Here is a 16,539-nt window from a genome sequence, read left to right as displayed (position 1 = left end):
CGCCTCTTACGCCGGGGAGCACCCGAGTCGTACGGGGAGCGAACGCCGACGGCACCCATGCAAAGCGCAACGCAACAGCCCAAGACGCCTCTGCCTCTTCCCCGAAACGACGTGCTGAGGGATCTTCCTCGAATCGTGGTGAGCGCGCCGCTCACGACGAGCGCTCCGAAAGCCGTCCAGATCAGAGGACGGAGTCGGAGGAGGAGTACACCCGACTGAGCCCACCGCGCCTGCCCAGTGGTCCCGATGGACACGCACAACGAGAAGGATGACCATGCCCACCCGTACCAAGCAGGCCATACGGCGTGGCCAGGTCGTATCAGCCATCGTGGGCGTCCTGCTGGCGACTGGCGCCGTGACGCCCGCGCACGCCGACACCGTCCGCGACCAGCAGTGGTACCTGGACGCCATGCGGGCTGAGCAGATGTGGAAGACCAGCACGGGCAAGGGCATCACAGTCGCGGTGATCGACAGCGGTGTTCAGGCAGACATTCCAGACCTGCGCGGTCAGGTGGTGCGGGGCAAGGACTTCTCCAAGCGGGCCGGGGACGAACGCACGGACTACGACGGCCACGGCACCACTATGGCCGTCCTCATCGCTGGTACGGGCGCCAAGGGTGCCACCATGGGCTCGTACGGCTTGGCTCCCGGCGCCAAGATCATGCCGATCCGCATCCCGGGCTTCATCGAACGCAACCGCACTGACGGCAACCAGGACGATTTCCCAACCGCTGCGGCGAAGGCCATCCGCTTCGCGGCCGACTCCGACGCCCAGGTCATCAACATCTCGGCGGGGAGCACTGAGCATTCACAGCAGCTGACCGATGCCGTCGCCTACGCGCTGTCCAAGGGCAAGCTGATCTTCGCGGCTGTAGGCAACACCGGCGCCGGTCTCGACGAACTGGAGTACCCGGCGGCCAATCCCGGCGTCGTGGGCGTCGGAGCGATCGGCAAGGACCTCAAGGCAACGAAGGAGTCGCAGCACGGCCCCCAGGTCGACCTGGTCGCACCGGGCGCGGACATGGTCGCCGCATGTCTCGGCGGTACGGAACTGTGCAATACGCACGGCACCAGCGACGCCACCGCCATCGCCTCCGCGTCAGCCTCTCTGATCTGGTCCAAGCACCCGAACTGGACGAACAACCAGGTCCTGCGGGTCATGCTCAACACCGCGAGCAAGCCCAAGAACGGCAAGGAGCGCACCGATTACCTCGGCTACGGCACCGTCCGCCCCCGCATCGCGCTGACGAACCCTGGCGACCCTGGCCAGGCCGACGTGTACCCGCTGCCCGACTTCAAGGAGGCCGCGGCGTCCTCGTCTGCGGGATCGTCCTCCGCGTCTTCGAAGCCCGGGAGGGAACCGGCGGCCGCGGCGGCCGAATCCACCAGCGGCGGCACCCCAACGGTTTGGATTCTCACGGGTGCTGGAGTGGTCGTGCTCGCTGGTGGTGCGGTCCTGGGCGCCATGACTGTCCGCAGGCGTCGGCGCGCCGCATCCGCTGATCTCATGCATGCGGCCGTGCCGCCGGTGCCGGGCCAGGCGAGTTGGCCGTACGGAGACAGGAACTACGGGGGAAGGCCCTGAGATGGCATGGGACGAGTGGGAGCAGCTGAAGGCCGACGCGTTGGCTCGCCGGCAGGGCCAGATGCGACTGGACAGCGCTGCCGCAGCGGGCGGAGGCGGAACTGGGGGCGCGCCCGACCTCAAGACCAACAAGACCGGGCAGAAGACAGCGGTCTCGGCACTGGATGACATCCACAGAGACACGGGCAAGGCGGGCAGCCACGCCGACGAGTCCTCGGCCACGGCCGTGCGGGAATTCACCGGCTGGGACACCGGCTCCGGCCTCAAGGACGCGCATGCGGAGTGGGTACTGCAGGTCAAGAACCTTCAAGGGCGCCTGGTGAAGGACCAGGAATCGTTGAAGGACTCCCATCAGCAGTTCCAGTACGTCGACTACGGCGTGCGGAGCGAGATAGCACAGATCGACGCCGGGCCCGATCCCCGGCGCGAGGCATAGACGACGGGGAGCGGGGAAACGGGGATGCTCACCTATCAGGACGTGGTCACCATCAAACTCGGTGTGCTGACCACGGCGGCCACCGACTGGGACGACATGGCCGACGGATTCAAGGACCTGGAGACCCTCTACGCGGCCAAGGTGGAATCGGTCGCGACGGACGGCATCTGGCACGGTGTCAGCCAGGCTGCGGCCGCCGTGCAACTCGGGGCAACACGGCAGCAGTTTGCCGACGCGCAAACGGAGGCCCGCGCCATCGCCTCGCTCCTTCGGGACGCGTATCAGCAGTTCGCCAAGTTGATCGGCCACGTGAACGACGTGGTCGAGCGGGTGAAGGCTGACGAGATGTCCGTCAACAGCCAGGGCGAGGCGGTCTACGACTTCCGCAAGCTCACTCCCATGCGGCACGACGAGGACTACCCCAAGTACGTGTCGAAGGCGAAGGACGCCGAGGCCGCCTGGACGAAGAAGATCAAGGAAGCCGTGCAGGCGGTCGACGACGCCGACCAGGGCGTCAAGCTCGCCCTGGACGAGGCGGCTGGCGTCAAGAGCTGGTTCGAGCGAGCGCTGGATCCCTTCGGAGGACAGGCCCACACGTTCAACGGCTCCGCCGTCGGCGACATCGAGGTGTACGAGGCCCGCGAGGCCAAGCAGTACGCGGACCGGCTGCTTCACGGCGAGAAGCTAACAGCCGACGAACGGGCAGAAATGGACCGGGACTTCCGGGACAACGCACACAACAAGGCGTTCAGCCAGACGTTCCTCGACTCGCTGGGCCCCGAGGACACCCTGAAGTTGTCCAACCGCTTCAACGATCTCGCATACAACGAGGACACCACCCACAAGACGCAGTACCTCGGCCTAGAGCAAGGGTTGGCCAACACGGTGTCCGGGGCGACCAGTGTTCCCGATTTCAGGGGACCGGACGGGAAGCGGCTGACGTACGGCTCCAAGGCGTACCAGGAAGCCTTCTCTGCCTGGAAGAAGACTCCAGATGCATCGTTCTACAACGATTGGCGTGACGGTCTGCGGAAGGCGGGGCTGGAGAAGTACGACCTGGACGCGGCGGCAGACAATACCAACACCGTCGCCAAGGGGCATGGGCAGCAAGTGCGGGGTTACCAGAGCTTCGTGACCCTGATGGAAGAGGGCAGCGACCACCCTTCCTCGCAGTTCATGGCGGACGTCACCGACGACATGATCACCGCGGAGAAGCACGACAAAAACGTCTGGGACCTGTACGGCAACTTCGACCACACCAACGGCAAGTCCTGGTTCGCGAACGACCCCGTGGACGGCGCCCTCGGCATCATGGGCCGCGACCCCGAGACGTCCACCGGCTACCTCGACCCGCATTCCGGCGGCGGCAGTAACGACCGCCTCCACTACCTCCTCAAGGAACGAGACTGGAACGTCACCAACACCACTGAGTGGCAGGGCGAGCGGGAGATAAGCGCTCCTGATGCCGCTGACGGCGACAACCGCGTCGGGCTCGGTGCCGCGATCGAGGCCGGGGCCACCGGCCACCCCGCCGGGGACACGACCCAGCAAAGCGACGGCAAGCACAGCGCGGCCGAAGCGCGCATCATGCAGTCGACAGTGAACCTCCTCGACCAGGGCACAAACGGCGACAGCATCACAGCCAACCTGCGCGACCCGATCGCCAGGGCCCTGGTGGACTACGCCCCGGACACCCACAACACCCTGACGCACGACCCCCGTTACACATACACGGAAGGCGGCTCTGTCTTCCAGGACGCCAACGGCGGTCACCTCAACGTCTCCCAGGACTCCCTGACCCGCGTGCTGCGGGGCGTCTCCGACAACCCGCAGAACTTCGCCCACCTCTACGACGCCGAAAGAGCCCAGGCCGCCCACACGCTCGCTGGCGCCGACGCGACCTACAGCAACAACAAGGACTGGGAGAACCGGGTCGCCGACGTGGGTATGGGGGCTGGCGTCTTCAATGCCATCGGAGCCGATGTCATCCTCGACGACCGCGACGCCCGCAAGGCGTGGGCCGACGATGTGGCCCGCTACTCCTACCACGCGATAGGCGCACCCCTTACGATCATCCCCGGCGTCGGAGACACAGCACAACGCATGGTGGACGGCGCCACCTACGAATGGTCCAAGGACGTGAAGGCGGAGGCAGACCAGGTCGCCAACATCGGTGTGGCCAAGGCGATGGGAGCCAAATCTCAGGGCGCTCTCGACCTGGTCCAGCAGTGGGAGACCACACGTGGTATGGACTACACCAAGGATCCCGTCGCGAACTACCTGCAGGACTACATGAACTTGCACTACGGCTCAGCCCGCAACCAAGCACTTGCCGACCTGCACCGGGGGCTGTCCTGATGAGGAGATCCATCATCGCCGCTTCGGTAGCGGCAGTTCTGATAGCGGGCGGCGGCATCGTCTACGCCACCGGCTCCTACGACGACTGGCGTGACGCGAGAGCGCTCGATGACTCCTGCCGAGGGCTGGTCGATGCCGCCGAGATGCAGAAGGCGCTGGGCGCAGACCGGGTCAGCGGCAAGGACACCGGCGGTGCGGGATGCCGCGCCTACGACCCCGGTGACACGAAGGCTTCCCTGACGATCTCCGTACAGCGTGGCCAGGACCCGGAGTCGATCAAGCTGAACGCCGACCGGATCCTCGCCCAGGACCCCGCTGAGATGCTCGTCCCGGTGAGCCACGGATGGCCCGCCCTGGTCTCCGCGGGCAGTGGCGCCGAACCCTACGCCACCGCCTTCCTGCCTTGCGGGAAGGGGACAAGCGACGACCTGGTGCTGAGCCTGACCGCCACCCGGGCCATCTCGACCGGCAGCGTGCAGGAGCGACGAGACGGCATGACCGTCCTGGTCACCCGGGCCCTGAAACAGGCTGCCAAAAACCAGGGGTGTCCCATGCCCGACGCCGACACGGTGCACAGCGCACCCTCCGGCGCGTTCGAGGAGCTGAAGAAGGCCGGCACGGCTACCGGCACATGCAAGGGCATTAACGCTTCCGCCTACGAAGCCGAGGCAGACGGCGCGTCGCCGATCGAGCAGTGCCTACTGGCCGACGCGTCGGGCAAACCGACCTTCCGCGTCGCCGCGTATTACGGCCCTTACACCAACGCCCCACGCCATAACCCCCAGCGCAACCCGTACGACTATGTCGGCGCCGGCGGCACCAACGACGGCAAGTCCTGGACCACCGCGTCATGCCCCACCGGCACGGCGCTGTACACGCTGGAACCCCTCGCCTCCCACGCCACGGCCGACGCCTCAGAGCGCCAGGCGCTCCTGTCCTTCGCCGCGCAGTCAGCCAAGCGGCACGGCTGTAGCAGTCCCAACCAAACGAGCAACAAGTAGTCATGAGAACCGCGCATCCCAGGCTAGGCCGTGACTGGTTTTGATCGAGTGTGCGGCAGAGGTGGTTCACATTTCGTGCGCGGTCCCACCCTACGGCGGCGAGATGTGCGCTCTGGCAAGGACGTTGAACACCAGCCGGATCACGGCCCCGCCTTGGACGCCAAGCAGGTCATGGAGATGACGAAGCAGATTTCCAAGAGCGAGCATTCCTATGGTCTGCTACATGAAGGCATGAACTACGCCATTATGGACGAAATCCACGACCGCTCCAGAAAGCCAGAGGACACCTTGACTTCGTCCGGCTATGCGGTCGGGTTTATGGAGGAAGCTCGGTACAACGCGCTCAAGGGAGACCAGCACGACTACACCTGGGACAAGGCGTGGAGCCACCACACCTCTGGGGCGCTACTCAACTTCATCCCGGTGGTGGCGATATCGCCCAGCGTGGAGCCGGCGTGGTCGCAAGCGACTGGATCATGGACGAACAACAGCACCAGGCTGACAAGCTGACCAGCGATAATTAGGCGACATATGACCTTCGCAGGAACCAGCTCAACTCCATCGCGCAGCAGTGGCACACCGTCAACTCTGACTGGGCTTCGAGCCCAAACCACCCTGGATACTCCTAGGGTGACGGCGTGTACAAGCAGATAGCAGCGGCGGCCAACGACGGCAACAAATTGGCAGACGGTACAGCAGGAGACCAGTAGTGAAGAGAATAGGACAAGGGGTTGCGGCCCTCCTGTGTGCAGCTACGGCGGGGATGGCGGCAGGTTGCAGCAGTGGCAAACTTGCCATTCCGGATAGATTCTGTCGCGTGCCTGTTGAGAAATCCTCCTTGTCGCCACTGATCCCAGATGGAGATCGCCTCAAACAAACGTATGAGGATTTGGAATCGCGTCCGGGATCGAGTTGCATTATGAGTGTGGGCGGCCATTCTGTCTTGGCCGTCAATCTATTGCGCTGGGATCGAGCCCCGGATCCGGTGGACTGGAACAAAGTGGGTTCCCCGTACAAGCATGCCGCTAGGCGAAAGGTCTCGTTCCCGGGCTATGCGTCGATCGGAAGCAGCCATGCCATAGTCCAGGCGACATGTAACACGCGCACTGCCTACATGTCGTTCGTAGTCGATTTTTCCGGTGATCGCGTTGAGAACACTTCGACCGGCTACAAGAAGCTGCAGCGATTTATCGATGACTTCGTACCTCAGGAAACGAAGAAGTTCGACTGCACCAAGTAGCTCGTGTACCTTTGTGCGACATGTGGATTTCGCCAGGAGGTTCGGGGGCCCCGTAGTGCGGGCGAATGGCCCCTGCGGGAATGTGGGAGGGGGAATGAGTCAATGTTCTTCGTGATGATTGGAATCATTTTCTTCGTGTTTGGGATTCTCTTCGCAACGAACGTCGGCGGTGCGGCTGAACGCGCCTTTCCTGTCTTCGCTCAAACGAACCCGACGGCTGGAACCGCCACATCGAAAACGTTGCGCTTCGTGGGCGGTTTTTGGATACCTCTTGGGGCATTCTTCATCGCTGTAGAATTCTTCAGATGACACGTCTTGGTCGACGTCGGGGACACCGGATCATATGGCGGAGATCGTGACCGGAGGAATCCCGTGAAGCTGCGAAACCTGACGTTGATTGGCCTGCTGTTGACCGTGATGCTTGTTGTTACGGCTTGCGGAGCACGGCAGGAAGGAGACGGCGCCGCAACGCCGAAGCAGAGCACGTTAAACGAGCAACAGGAAATTAAGCGTGCCAAGAAAATCATTCACCAGGCGGTGGACGGCATGTCGCCCAAACCGAAACTCGATCAGGTGGGCTCCGCGCCGGTGGGAGCCTGTATCGTCCGGGACGACGGCGGCTCGGATGATCGGTTGCAGGTCAGCCTCGCCTACAAGCTGACTGGAGTGCCGGGGTAGCAAAGCCAAGTCGCTTGTGCGGCAGGCCCGTGACGCAAGCCGCACATGTCCAGTGGCACAGTCAGGACGGCCCGGATGAGGTACACAACGCGCCGGCCCTGTGCTCCCTGTACCACTCCCTCTTGGATCTGGGTGTGCTCGGGCTGCTCCCTGACCTGCGGATCCAGGTGTCCCCGTTGTACGTAGCGCGGAGTGAGGCCGGGCAAGCCGTCGACGCGCTGCACGGCCGACCACTGGCCGCGCCCCGCCCAGGGCGGCCTCCTGTCGACGCGCAGTTCGTCCGCTGGCACAGGCAACAGGTCTTCAAGCTCCCTGGAGCGAAAGCCGCATGAGCTTGAGGCTCGCGAGGCTGGCAGTCCACACTGGCACATAGTCCGAGCCGTCACGGCGTCCACGAGTCGGACGGCGGTCCCGACGGAATCGGACCATGGATCCCGTCATCCGTGGGCGGAGCGTACTGCCACATGTCCGTCGGTGTACTCAACGGCGTCGGGGTGGGATCCGAGGGATACGCGAACGGCCCCGCGTGGTTGTGCATGAGAAGGAGCATCCCTCCGGCGAAGAGGATGCTGATGACGATCAAGGCGAAGCCGATGGGGTTCCGCGGGTTGTATTCGTAGCGATTTGTTCCCAACGGGCTTCGCTTCAAGACCGGTTCGTTGTCATCGAAGTGCACACGCAGCAGCCTACGTGCGCGTGCGAGCCGCTGAGAGGCCACCGCTTGAGCCCTCGCGCTGGCGCTACGCCCCCAACGTACTCCTCACGCCAACGGCTTCGGTTACGCAGCAGCGGCACAGGTACGGCGCTGGTGGTGGAGTCGTCTGCCGTGGTGTCTTCCAGGGCCGCGATCTGTAGTTCCAATGCTCTGGCGTTCTCAGCGTTGTTGACTGTGGCGACCCCCTGGACGGTGACCGCCAGGGGGTCGGAGACGAGCATCGCCTTGCGCTCTCGCAGAACCTCAATCGCGACGCTTCAACTGTGCCGAGGCGTTCATATCGGGGTCTTCAAAGTTGAGCGGTGGGGAGGTGTCCGCGGGCTCGGCGGGTCGTGACGCAGCGTGTGCGTAGGCGTTGGTTGGCGGGGTTGCGGAAGCCGAACGCGTTGCGGGCGATGAGCTTGATCACGCGGTTGATCCCTTCGCTCTTGGCGTTGCTGTGTCCGGTGTGGATGAACGCGGCGACCTCGGGCCACCAGCGGTCGACGGTGGTGGCGAGCTGGCGGACTTCGGGGATGTCGGAGTCCGCGCGCCAGGTGAGGAACTTCCAGCGGGCGTTGCCGACTTGGTGGCGGTCGGCTCCGGTGCGGGCCAGGGCGAGGAGGGTGCGCAGGTTCTCCTTGGCTATCCAGGCCGTCAGCAGCGTCTGCCCGATCTTCCTCTCGCCCAGGAGCGTGTTCCACATCGTGGCGAACTGGTCGTCGGTGAGGTCCTCGCGGCCCAGCAGAAGCCGCCGTCTGGCCTTCCACTCCGGGTCGCTCGCCCGTCCGCGCCGGCCGCGGGTCTCGGCGGTGGTGCGGCGCCTGACCATGGACAGCATCTTGTTGGCGAGCTGGACGACGTGGAAGTGGTCGACCACGACCGTGGCGTGCGCCAGGCCGATACGGATCGCGGCGCGGTAGGTGGCCGACATGTCGATGGCGACATAGCCGATGCCCCTTCTCCAGTCCAGGCTGGTGGTGGCGAGCCAGGCCAGGACATCGGCGACGGTGGGGCCCTCGACTTGTCCGAGCAGCCCGCCGTGGCCGAGGGCGTCGACGAAGCCGGTGTGCCACCGGTCCCGGGTCAGGCGCCACTTGCCGGTCTCCGTATCCTGTTCCCAGCTCGGCCGTCCGCGGCGGGTCTCGTCGATGCCCAGGACTGTGACCTGCGGCAGAGGTGCCTCGGTGACGTCGCGGGCCTGCGTGCGGAAGGCTTCCATCACGGTCGGCCAGGACAGATGCAGATCCCGTGCGGCGTGGATAACCGTGGAGCCGGCATCCCGTATGCGGCGCCCGGCCGTATCCCGCAGCCGGGCGGTCAGTCTGGCACCGGCCGGGATCTGCGGGATCTGCTCGGTGAAGGACCGGCGAGGGCAGCCGGCCTCGCGGCACCACCAGCGGCGCTTGTGCCAGCGGAACTCCAATCCGCTCTCGCCGTAAGGGAGATCGCGTGGCCGGGTCACCGCCGAGCCCTTAACCCAGGTGGCGAACACCTTCTGGCTGTCTCGTCGGCCGTGACCAGGTGAACTCGGCGCCTTCCGTCGGCCAGCCGCTCAACCCGCGCGACGGACACCCCGTCGAGGTCGAGCAGCAACGTCGTATCGTTGACCAAGCCCGTGGCTCCTGCATGATCGTTCTGCTTCGAGAACAGAGATGATCACGCAGGCCCACGGGCATCCCGCATCCGGGGCCGCGCCCGAATGCCTCATGACAATCGGCCGAGTGTGGTTCGCTGCTGGGGTGACTCAGGACTTGGAGATCGTCGCATGCGAATCCGCCGAGGCATTCCAGGCATGGCTCGGCGAGAACCACGCCGTCTCGCCCGGCATCTGGCTCAAGCTTCGCAAGAAGGGCCCCGGAATCGCCGCGCTGGACTACACCCAGGCGCTCGACGTGGCACTCTGCTACGGCTGGATCGACGGCCAGAAGGCCAAGTTCGACGACCAGTGGTGGCTCCAGCGGTTCACCCCGCGCAAGCCGCGCAGCAAGTGGTCCAAGGCCAACCGGGACAAGGTGGCCGCCCTGATCAAGCAGGGCCGGATGCATCCCCCGGGACAGGCCGAGGTCGACCGCGCCAAGGCAGACGGCCGCTGGGAAGCGGCCTACGACGGCGCGAAAACCGCAGCAGTGCCGGACGACCTCACGGCGGCCCTGACCACCGACCCGGCCGCAGCGGAGTTCTTCGAGACACTGGACCGGCAGAACCGCTACGCGATCCTGTACCGGATCCAAGACGCCAAGAAGGCCGAGACCCGGGCGCGTCGGATCGAAAAGTACGTAGCGATGCTGGCGAAGGGCGAGAAGCTGCACCCGTAATCACGGAGAGGGACCGTGGCCGTGTGCTGCCCTGGACTCCCGGCGCGCCTGCGGCCCCGGCAGCAGCCACCAACCGCCGTCGCTGAGCGTAACGAAACGTCAGAGGCCCTGAGCAGGCGCACCGCTCAACTTCGAAGACCCTCATATCGGGCGTCGAGGCCTTCCCGGTCCGCTTCGCCGAGTTCGGAGCGCAGGTAGGCGTACTGGATGTCGGTGAGCATCATGACCTTTCGGGTTCGTCCGCCGCCGACTTCGCACGGCGTGTGGGGCGAGGCGGCCTTGGCTCAGTGGGTTGCGCGGGCTCTGGCACCCAAACGTCAGGGTGCGTGATCTGCTCCGCGACAGCCGGGTCCACGACCTCAGTGCCAGCCGTGAGCACGAGCGTCTCGTGGGTCTTCGGGTCGGCTACGAAGACCGTCTCAGCAAGGATGCGTCCGGGCATTCAGAGCACCTTCGCGGTGATGTGGATGTCCGGTACGTACAACACCGGCATCGCGACGGCGGCGCCCTTCATCCAGACCTGGACCGGGTCGTCCTGATGCCCCTGGGTGATGACGATGCCGGGTGCATCCTCGCGGAGGATGGCCGGGTTGGAGCCGGAGGACAGGACCAGGGACTCGGCTGTCACTCCGTACTGGGTTTCCGCCCAGGACTCGGGGAGAGGCAATGCTGAAAAGTCTCAATGGGCGAGGCGGGTGGGCGACAGCTTTCGGGCAACTTGGCGGCTGGTGCGGACTCGTGGAAGCTGGAGCGGGATACCTGCAGGTCAGGCATCTACGCGTTCACGGTTCCCGTGTGGTGTTCCCATGGGAACATGACGGCGGGCTGAAACGGCTTGATGCGGGCTGGAACGGGTCGATACGGGCCGAAGCGGTGGGCGTTTGTGCAGGTCGGAGGATAACCGCAGGTCAGGGCGTCGAATGGGGCCCAGTGCAGCAGCTTCCCGGCGAGGATCGCGACCACCATCGTCGCGCCGGTCAGCGGGAGCAGGGTGAGCCCACCGCGCACCGGGCTCATGCCGAGCACGGTCTGCATCCAGATGGACAGGTACGGGATCACACCGAATGCCACCCCGTTGAAGGCGAGCGCGCCCGCCATCACACCCACGAACGCGGGCTTGCGCAGCAGCGACAGGTCCAGGAGCGGATGGGCGACCCGCCGCTCGACGAGGACGAACGCGACCAGCGCCAGCGCCGCCGTCCCGAACGAGCCCGTCACCGCCCCGACGTCCAGCCGTCCGCCCCGGCCCGCACCACTCCGTACGTGATCGCCCCCGCGAAGCAGGCGAAGGCGACCGTGCCCGCCCAGTCGATACGCCTTTCGCGCGGTCCGCGCGACTCCGGCACCACCCGCAGCGTCAGCCACACCGAGGCCACGCTCACCGGCAGGTTCACGAAGAAGATCCACCGCCAGCCCGGCCCCTCGGTGAGCAACCCGCCGAGCACCGGCCCGACCGCCGCAGCGCCGCCGCTGACCGCGCCCCACACCCCGAGCGCCGTCGACCGCTGCCGCCCCTGGTAGACCGAGCCGAGCAGCGGCAGGGTCGTCGCGAGCATCGCCGCCGCGCCCACCCCCTGCAGCCCGCGCGCGGCCACCAGCATCCCAGGCCCGGACGCGAGCCCGCACAGCAGCGACGCCACCGCGAACAGCATCACGCCCGCCACGTGCACCCGGCGCCGACCCAGAATGTCGGCGGCGGCCCCCACTCCCAGCAGCAGCGCGGCGAGCGCGAGCGCCTACCCGTCGATCACCCACTGCAGATCAGTCAGCGACGCGTGCAGCGCCCGCGCCATGTACGGCAGCGCGACGACCGCGATCGTCACGTCCAGCAACAACATGAACGTCCCCAGGCACACCGCCGTGAGCGGCCCCCATGTACGCATGTCCTCAACTCCTCCAGAACCCCGTGCCGTGGATGCGTATGCCTCCGTACGATGAGCTCCTGAGGGGTGATCGCGGTGGCCTCGGGCACCGGATCACCGGAATCCGACAAGGACGGCCTCCACGGAGACGGAATCCCACACCTTCGACAAGCTCGATCTGCGACTGCTGGCCGCGCTGGAACTGGACGCCCGCGCGCCCTTCAGCCGGATCGCGGCGGTGCTGGGCGTCTCCGACCAGACCATCGCGCGCCGCTTCCGCAGGCTCTCCGCCGAGGGCGGACTGCGGGTGGTCGCGGTGCGCGACGCCGAACGGCTCAGCCAGAGCCAGTGGATGCTGCGGCTGCGCTGCGCGCCCGACAGCGCGGAGACGATCGCGGAGGCCCTGGCCAAGCGGCCGGACACCGCGTGGATCGGACTGGCCTCGGGCGGCACCGAGGTGGTCTGCATGACCCGGCCGCGCAGCCCCGGGGACCACGACGACCTGCTGCTCGGCAAGCTGCCGCGCACCCCGAGCATCATGGAGATCCGCGCCCACCAGATCCTGAACCGCTTCTTCGGCGGACCGACGGGCTGGATCAGCAGGTTCGACGCGCTGACGGACGAACAGATCGCCGCGCTGCGGCCGCGGCTCTCCGACCCCTCGGGCCCCGTCCGGATCGACCCCGAGGACGAACCGCTGGTCGCCGCGCTCGAACGCGACGGACGCGCCACCTATCCCGAACTCCAGCGCGCCACCGGTCGTTCCGAGTCCGTCGTCAAGCGCCGCCTCGCCGCCCTGCTCGCCTCCGGCGCCGTGTACGTCGATGTCGAGTACCACTCCGAGACCCTCGGCTACGCCTGCGCCGCCGTCCTGTGGATCACCACGGCCCCGGCGGCACTGCATTCCGTCGGCGAGGCCCTCGCCACCCACGACGAGATCGCCTTCGCCGCGGCGACGGCCGGCCCCTCCAACATCGTCGTCACCGCCGTCGCCCGCGACACGGCGGGCCTCTACGCCTACCTCAGCGGTCGCCTCGGCACCCTCGAAGGCGTCCAGCACGTCGAGACGACCCCGTTCCTGCGCCGCATCAAACAACTCACGTACGCGAGACCGACGCGCTAGCCCCGCCACCCCGGAGCAGCCGGTCCCCGCCGCCCAGGATCGCGGCCGCGAGCGCGTCCGCCGCCCCCTGCGCGGACGTATGCCGCTGCCCGTGCACCAGGACGAAGTCGACCTCGCCCAGTTCCGGCAGGCCCGCGCGGTCCGGGACGCGGACGAGGCCCGGGGGGATCAGCCCACGAGAGTGGGCCATCACACCGAGGCCCGCGCGGGCCGCCGCGACGAGGGCGTTCAGACTTCCGCTGGTGCAGGCGATGCGCCACGCGCGGCCCTCGCGCTCCAGGGCCTCGAAGGCGAGGGCGCGGGTGATGCCCGGGGGCGGGTAGACGATCAGGGGGACCGGGCGGTCGGGGTCGAGCCGCAGGCGTTCCGCGCCGATCCACACCAGGCGGTCGTGCCAGACCAGCTCGCCGCGCGGGTCCTCGGGCCGCCGCTTCGCCAGCACCAGGTCCAGCTTGCCCGCCGTGAGCTGTTCGTGCAGCGTGCCGGACAGCTCGACCGTCAGCTCCAGGTCCACCTCCGGATGGTCGTACCGGAAGCCCTCCAGGATCTCCGGGAGCCGGGTCAGTACGAAGTCCTCGGAGGCGCCGAAACGCAGCCGGCCGCGCAGGCGGGTGCCCGTGAAGAAGGCGGTCGCCTGCTCGTGCACCGCCAGGATGCGGCGCGCGAAGCCGAGCATCGCCTCGCCGTCCTCGGTGAGCTCCACGGAGTGCGTGTCCCGCGAGAACAGCTGCCGTCCCACGGCGTCCTCCAGGCGGCGTACGTGCTGGCTGACGGTGGACTGGCGCAGCCCGAGCCGCCGGGCGGCCTGCGTGAAGCTCAGGGTCTGGGCCACCGCCAGGAAGGTACGCAGTTGGGAGGGGTCGTACACACCCCCACGTTATCGCGAATCGCGATGACAGTCAGAACGGTATGACGGATTCCCGATCGCGGGCCGGAAGAGGACGATGGAGAGGGCACGACCCGCCCCGGCCCCCCCGTGCCGGGGGCCGACCCCGTACGACGTCTGAGCAGTGGAGCACCGTGAAACGCCTGCAGTGGCCGAGTTGGATGCCGATCGACCCGTACATCCTGCTGTTGCTCGGGACAGTGGGCCTCGCGGCGCTGCTCCCGGCGCGGGGTACGGGCGCCGACGTCGCGTCGGGCGCGTCCACGGCCGCCATCGCCTTCCTCTTCTTCCTCTACGGGGCCCGGCTCTCCACCCGTGAGGCGGTCGAAGGCCTCAAGCACTGGCGACTCCACGTCACCGTCCTGGCCTGCACCTTCGTCGTCTTCCCGCTGCTCGGCCTGGCCGTCCGCGGCCTCGAACCGGTGCTCCTGACCCACAACCTCTACACCGGTCTGCTCTTCCTCACGCTCGTCCCCTCGACCATCCAGTCGTCGATCGCCTTCACCTCCATGGCCCGCGGCAACGTGCCCGCCGCGATCTGCGCCGGCTCCTTCTCCTCCCTCGTGGGCATCGTCGTCACCCCGCTGCTCGCCGCGGCACTGCTGGGCAACAGCGGCGGCGGATTCTCCGCGGACTCGCTGGTCAAGATCGTGCTGCAACTGCTGGTGCCGTTCCTCGCCGGGCAGGTACTGCGCCGTTGGATCGGGGGGTTCATCACGCGTCACAAGAAGGTCCTCGGGTACGTCGACCGCGGCTCGATCCTGCTCGTCGTCTACACCGCGTTCAGCGAGGGCATGGTGCAGGGCATATGGCACCAGGTGAGCGCGGTCAGACTGGCGGGACTGCTCGCGGTCGAGGCCGTGCTGCTCGCGGTGATGCTGACGCTCACCTGGTACGGCGGCAGGGCACTGGGCTTCCACCGCGAGGACCGCATCGCGATCCAGTTCGCCGGGTCGAAGAAGTCCCTCGCCTCGGGGCTTCCCATGGCCAGCGTGCTGTTCGGCGCGCACGCCTCGCTCGCGGTGCTGCCACTGATGCTCTTCCACCAGATGCAGCTGATGGTGTGCGCGGTGATCGCCAAGCGCCGCGCCCACGACCCCGAGGAGGCTACGACCCCGGTTCGCCCAGTCGCAGCGTCACGAATCGCGGTCGGTACAGCGCCACGTTCCGACTGAGGTTCGCCTGCGCCGAGACACCGCCCGTCGTGTCCAGCCAGTTCACGTCATAGCTCAGGACCAGCCGGTCGCCGTCGCTCAGCGCCGCGTGCACCTGCGGGTTGTACGCGGCCACCTGCCCCTGCGGCAGGGACGGACTGAAGCTCCGGGTGGGCCCGTGCCAGGGGCCGGTCGGCGCGCACGCCCAGTACGAGGTGATCGTCGTCAGGCCCGCGGTGCCCGCCGCCATCGTGAACAGGACGTACGTCCCGCCGTCCCGCACCACGGTGAACGCGCTGCCGACCCCCGTCCGCCGCCCGTCGCCGAGCACCGGCCCCGGCCGTACCCGCACCGCCCATCCGCTGCCGTCCCAGTACTCCCAGGCCGCCGGCTGCCCGAGCCGGCCGCGCGGCACCCGCGCCACGTACGCCTGCGAGGCGGGGCGCGAGGCGGCCTGCCCGTCATCGCCGCCGAAGACATACGTCCAGGCGCCCGCGTCGACCGTCGAGGTGCCGAACAGCACCCGTCGGGAGGGATCCGCCACGGAACTCTGGTCCAGGACCGTGGTGATGCCTTCGAGCCGCAGGTCGGGCAGCGAGAGCGTGGCGACCTCGGTGGACGTGGGCACGCCGTAGATCCAGGGGGCCTGGCCGGCGGTACGGGTCCACAGCAGGACGCGGACGACCTGCTCCGAGGAGCCGGGGGAGCGGGGTTCGACACGGGCCGCGACCGGCCACCGCCACCGCCCCGGCCCCGGGTCCGGGAACACCGGCGTCGGCAGCGTCGTCTCCAGCCGCCCGTCCTTCGACATCACCACGGCCGAGTTCCGCACCAGGGGCGCGCTCGTGTCGCGCCACGCGTACGACTCGCCGACCGGGTTCGGCGGCCCGTGCACCTGGCCCAGATACGTGTCCGAGAACAGCCACAGCACCCGCCCGTCCGGCAGCCGCACCGAGTGCGTGCCGTCGCCTCCGGTCCAGTCGTCGACACGGCTCGCGTCGTCGCCGTATCGCGCGAACTCGCCCGTGAGCCGGGCGTCCGCACTCCAGGACCGCAGCGTACGGGCCGTGCACGCGCCGCCGCCCTCCCGGTCGTGGTCGGGGAGGGCGGTGAGCAGCACGGCCGCGCAGACCAGGGCGAGCAGGACACCGAGGCCGGCCCCGGTCCGTCGTCGTCGTGCTCGTGCGTCGTCGGGCACGGACGG

16 protein-coding genes and 2 pseudogenes are annotated in these 16,539 nt (G+C 67.5%); 12 read left to right on the top strand and 6 right to left on the bottom strand.

The genetic code is table 11. The annotated features are described in order from the left end of the window. The first annotated feature begins 274 nt into the window (after positions 1-274). The 9 genes and pseudogenes from mycP to SMIR_RS44540 all read left to right on the top strand — a co-directional run. A complete protein-coding gene (gene mycP, locus SMIR_RS02920; RefSeq protein WP_349636888.1) occupies positions 275-1,585 on the top strand; it encodes a type VII secretion-associated serine protease mycosin in 1,311 nt (436 codons plus the stop codon). A gap of 1 nt (position 1,586) precedes the next feature. Then, positions 1,587-2,021, top strand: coding sequence for a hypothetical protein (locus SMIR_RS02915; RefSeq protein ID WP_212726428.1), 435 nt, complete (start codon positions 1,587-1,589; stop codon positions 2,019-2,021). A 24-nt stretch (positions 2,022-2,045) separates the two neighbouring features. After that, complete coding sequence (locus SMIR_RS02910; protein WP_212726427.1) at positions 2,046-4,379, top strand: hypothetical protein; 2,334 nt, start codon at positions 2,046-2,048, stop codon at positions 4,377-4,379. Continuing rightward, complete coding sequence (locus tag SMIR_RS02905) at positions 4,379-5,380, top strand: hypothetical protein (RefSeq protein WP_212726426.1); 1,002 nt, start codon at positions 4,379-4,381, stop codon at positions 5,378-5,380. Before SMIR_RS02910 ends, SMIR_RS02905 begins: the two co-directional genes overlap by 1 nt. Before the next feature lie 153 nt (positions 5,381-5,533). Beyond that, positions 5,534-5,890, top strand: a complete 357-nt coding sequence (locus SMIR_RS02900) for a hypothetical protein (protein WP_212726425.1) — start codon at positions 5,534-5,536, stop codon at positions 5,888-5,890. Positions 5,891-6,197: 307 nt separating this feature from the next. Beyond that, a complete protein-coding gene (locus SMIR_RS02895) occupies positions 6,198-6,620 on the top strand; it encodes a hypothetical protein (RefSeq protein WP_212726424.1) in 423 nt (140 codons plus the stop codon). A gap of 102 nt (positions 6,621-6,722) precedes the next feature. After that, the gene (locus SMIR_RS02890) at positions 6,723-6,929 is read left to right on the top strand and encodes a hypothetical protein (protein ID WP_212726423.1); all 207 of its coding nucleotides are present in this window, start codon (positions 6,723-6,725) and stop codon (positions 6,927-6,929) included. Positions 6,930-6,992: 63 nt separating this feature from the next. Further along, positions 6,993-7,298, top strand: coding sequence for a hypothetical protein (locus SMIR_RS02885; RefSeq protein ID WP_212726422.1), 306 nt, complete (start codon positions 6,993-6,995; stop codon positions 7,296-7,298). 35 nt (positions 7,299-7,333) lie between these two features. Continuing rightward, a pseudogene (locus SMIR_RS44540) lies at positions 7,334-7,630 on the top strand (phosphorothioated DNA-binding restriction endonuclease); the annotation flags it as partial. 50 nt (positions 7,631-7,680) lie between these two features. On the opposite strand, the gene SMIR_RS02880 reads toward SMIR_RS44540, so the two are convergent. Together SMIR_RS02880 and SMIR_RS02875 are read right to left on the bottom strand one after the other, a co-directional pair. Then, complete coding sequence (locus SMIR_RS02880) at positions 7,681-7,974, bottom strand: hypothetical protein (protein WP_212728508.1); 294 nt, start codon at positions 7,972-7,974, stop codon at positions 7,681-7,683. 328 nt (positions 7,975-8,302) lie between these two features. Then, positions 8,303-9,487 carry an ISL3 family transposase gene (locus tag SMIR_RS02875; RefSeq protein ID WP_283959542.1) on the bottom strand — a complete coding sequence of 395 codons (1,185 nt, stop codon included), beginning with the start codon at positions 9,485-9,487 and terminating at the stop codon, positions 8,303-8,305. Between the two features lie 214 nt (positions 9,488-9,701). Here SMIR_RS02875 and SMIR_RS02870 point away from each other — a divergent pair, with 214 nt between their 5' ends. Then, a complete protein-coding gene (locus tag SMIR_RS02870) occupies positions 9,702-10,310 on the top strand; it encodes a YdeI/OmpD-associated family protein (protein WP_212726420.1) in 609 nt (202 codons plus the stop codon). 442 nt (positions 10,311-10,752) lie between these two features. On the opposite strand, the gene SMIR_RS02865 is transcribed toward SMIR_RS02870, so the two are convergent. After that, positions 10,753-10,938 (bottom strand): hypothetical protein, encoded by a 186-nt coding sequence (locus tag SMIR_RS02865; protein ID WP_212726419.1) that lies wholly within the window; start codon positions 10,936-10,938, stop codon positions 10,753-10,755. 293 nt (positions 10,939-11,231) lie between these two features. Then, positions 11,232-12,193 (bottom strand): annotated as a pseudogene (locus SMIR_RS02860) (MFS transporter); the annotation flags it as partial. A 157-nt stretch (positions 12,194-12,350) separates the two neighbouring features. Between SMIR_RS02860 and SMIR_RS02855 the strand changes: the two are divergent. Further along, complete coding sequence (locus SMIR_RS02855) at positions 12,351-13,295, top strand: Lrp/AsnC family transcriptional regulator (RefSeq protein ID WP_212728261.1); 945 nt, start codon at positions 12,351-12,353, stop codon at positions 13,293-13,295. On the opposite strand, the gene SMIR_RS02850 is transcribed toward SMIR_RS02855, so the two are convergent. Beyond that, complete coding sequence (locus SMIR_RS02850) at positions 13,270-14,163, bottom strand: LysR substrate-binding domain-containing protein (protein WP_212726418.1); 894 nt, start codon at positions 14,161-14,163, stop codon at positions 13,270-13,272. The two genes, SMIR_RS02855 and SMIR_RS02850, sit on opposite strands and share 26 nt — an antisense overlap. 179 nt (positions 14,164-14,342) lie before the next feature. Between SMIR_RS02850 and SMIR_RS02845 the strand changes: the two genes are divergently transcribed. Beyond that, positions 14,343-15,356: a bile acid:sodium symporter family protein gene (locus SMIR_RS02845; protein WP_168501420.1), complete on the top strand. Its 1,014-nt coding sequence runs from the start codon at positions 14,343-14,345 to the stop codon at positions 15,354-15,356. On the opposite strand, the gene SMIR_RS02840 is transcribed toward SMIR_RS02845, so the two are convergent. Next, the gene (locus tag SMIR_RS02840) at positions 15,289-16,533 is read right to left on the bottom strand and encodes a DUF5005 domain-containing protein (RefSeq protein WP_212726417.1); all 1,245 of its coding nucleotides are present in this window, start codon (positions 16,531-16,533) and stop codon (positions 15,289-15,291) included. The two genes, SMIR_RS02845 and SMIR_RS02840, sit on opposite strands and share 68 nt — an antisense overlap. Positions 16,534-16,539 lie beyond the last annotated feature (6 nt).

Origin of the sequence: Streptomyces mirabilis, assembly GCF_018310535.1 — a bacterium.
Lineage (GTDB): Bacteria > Actinomycetota > Actinomycetes > Streptomycetales > Streptomycetaceae > Streptomyces.
The sequence above is the reverse complement of the archived record's forward strand: the minus strand, read 5'-3'. Positions and strand labels throughout refer to the sequence as shown.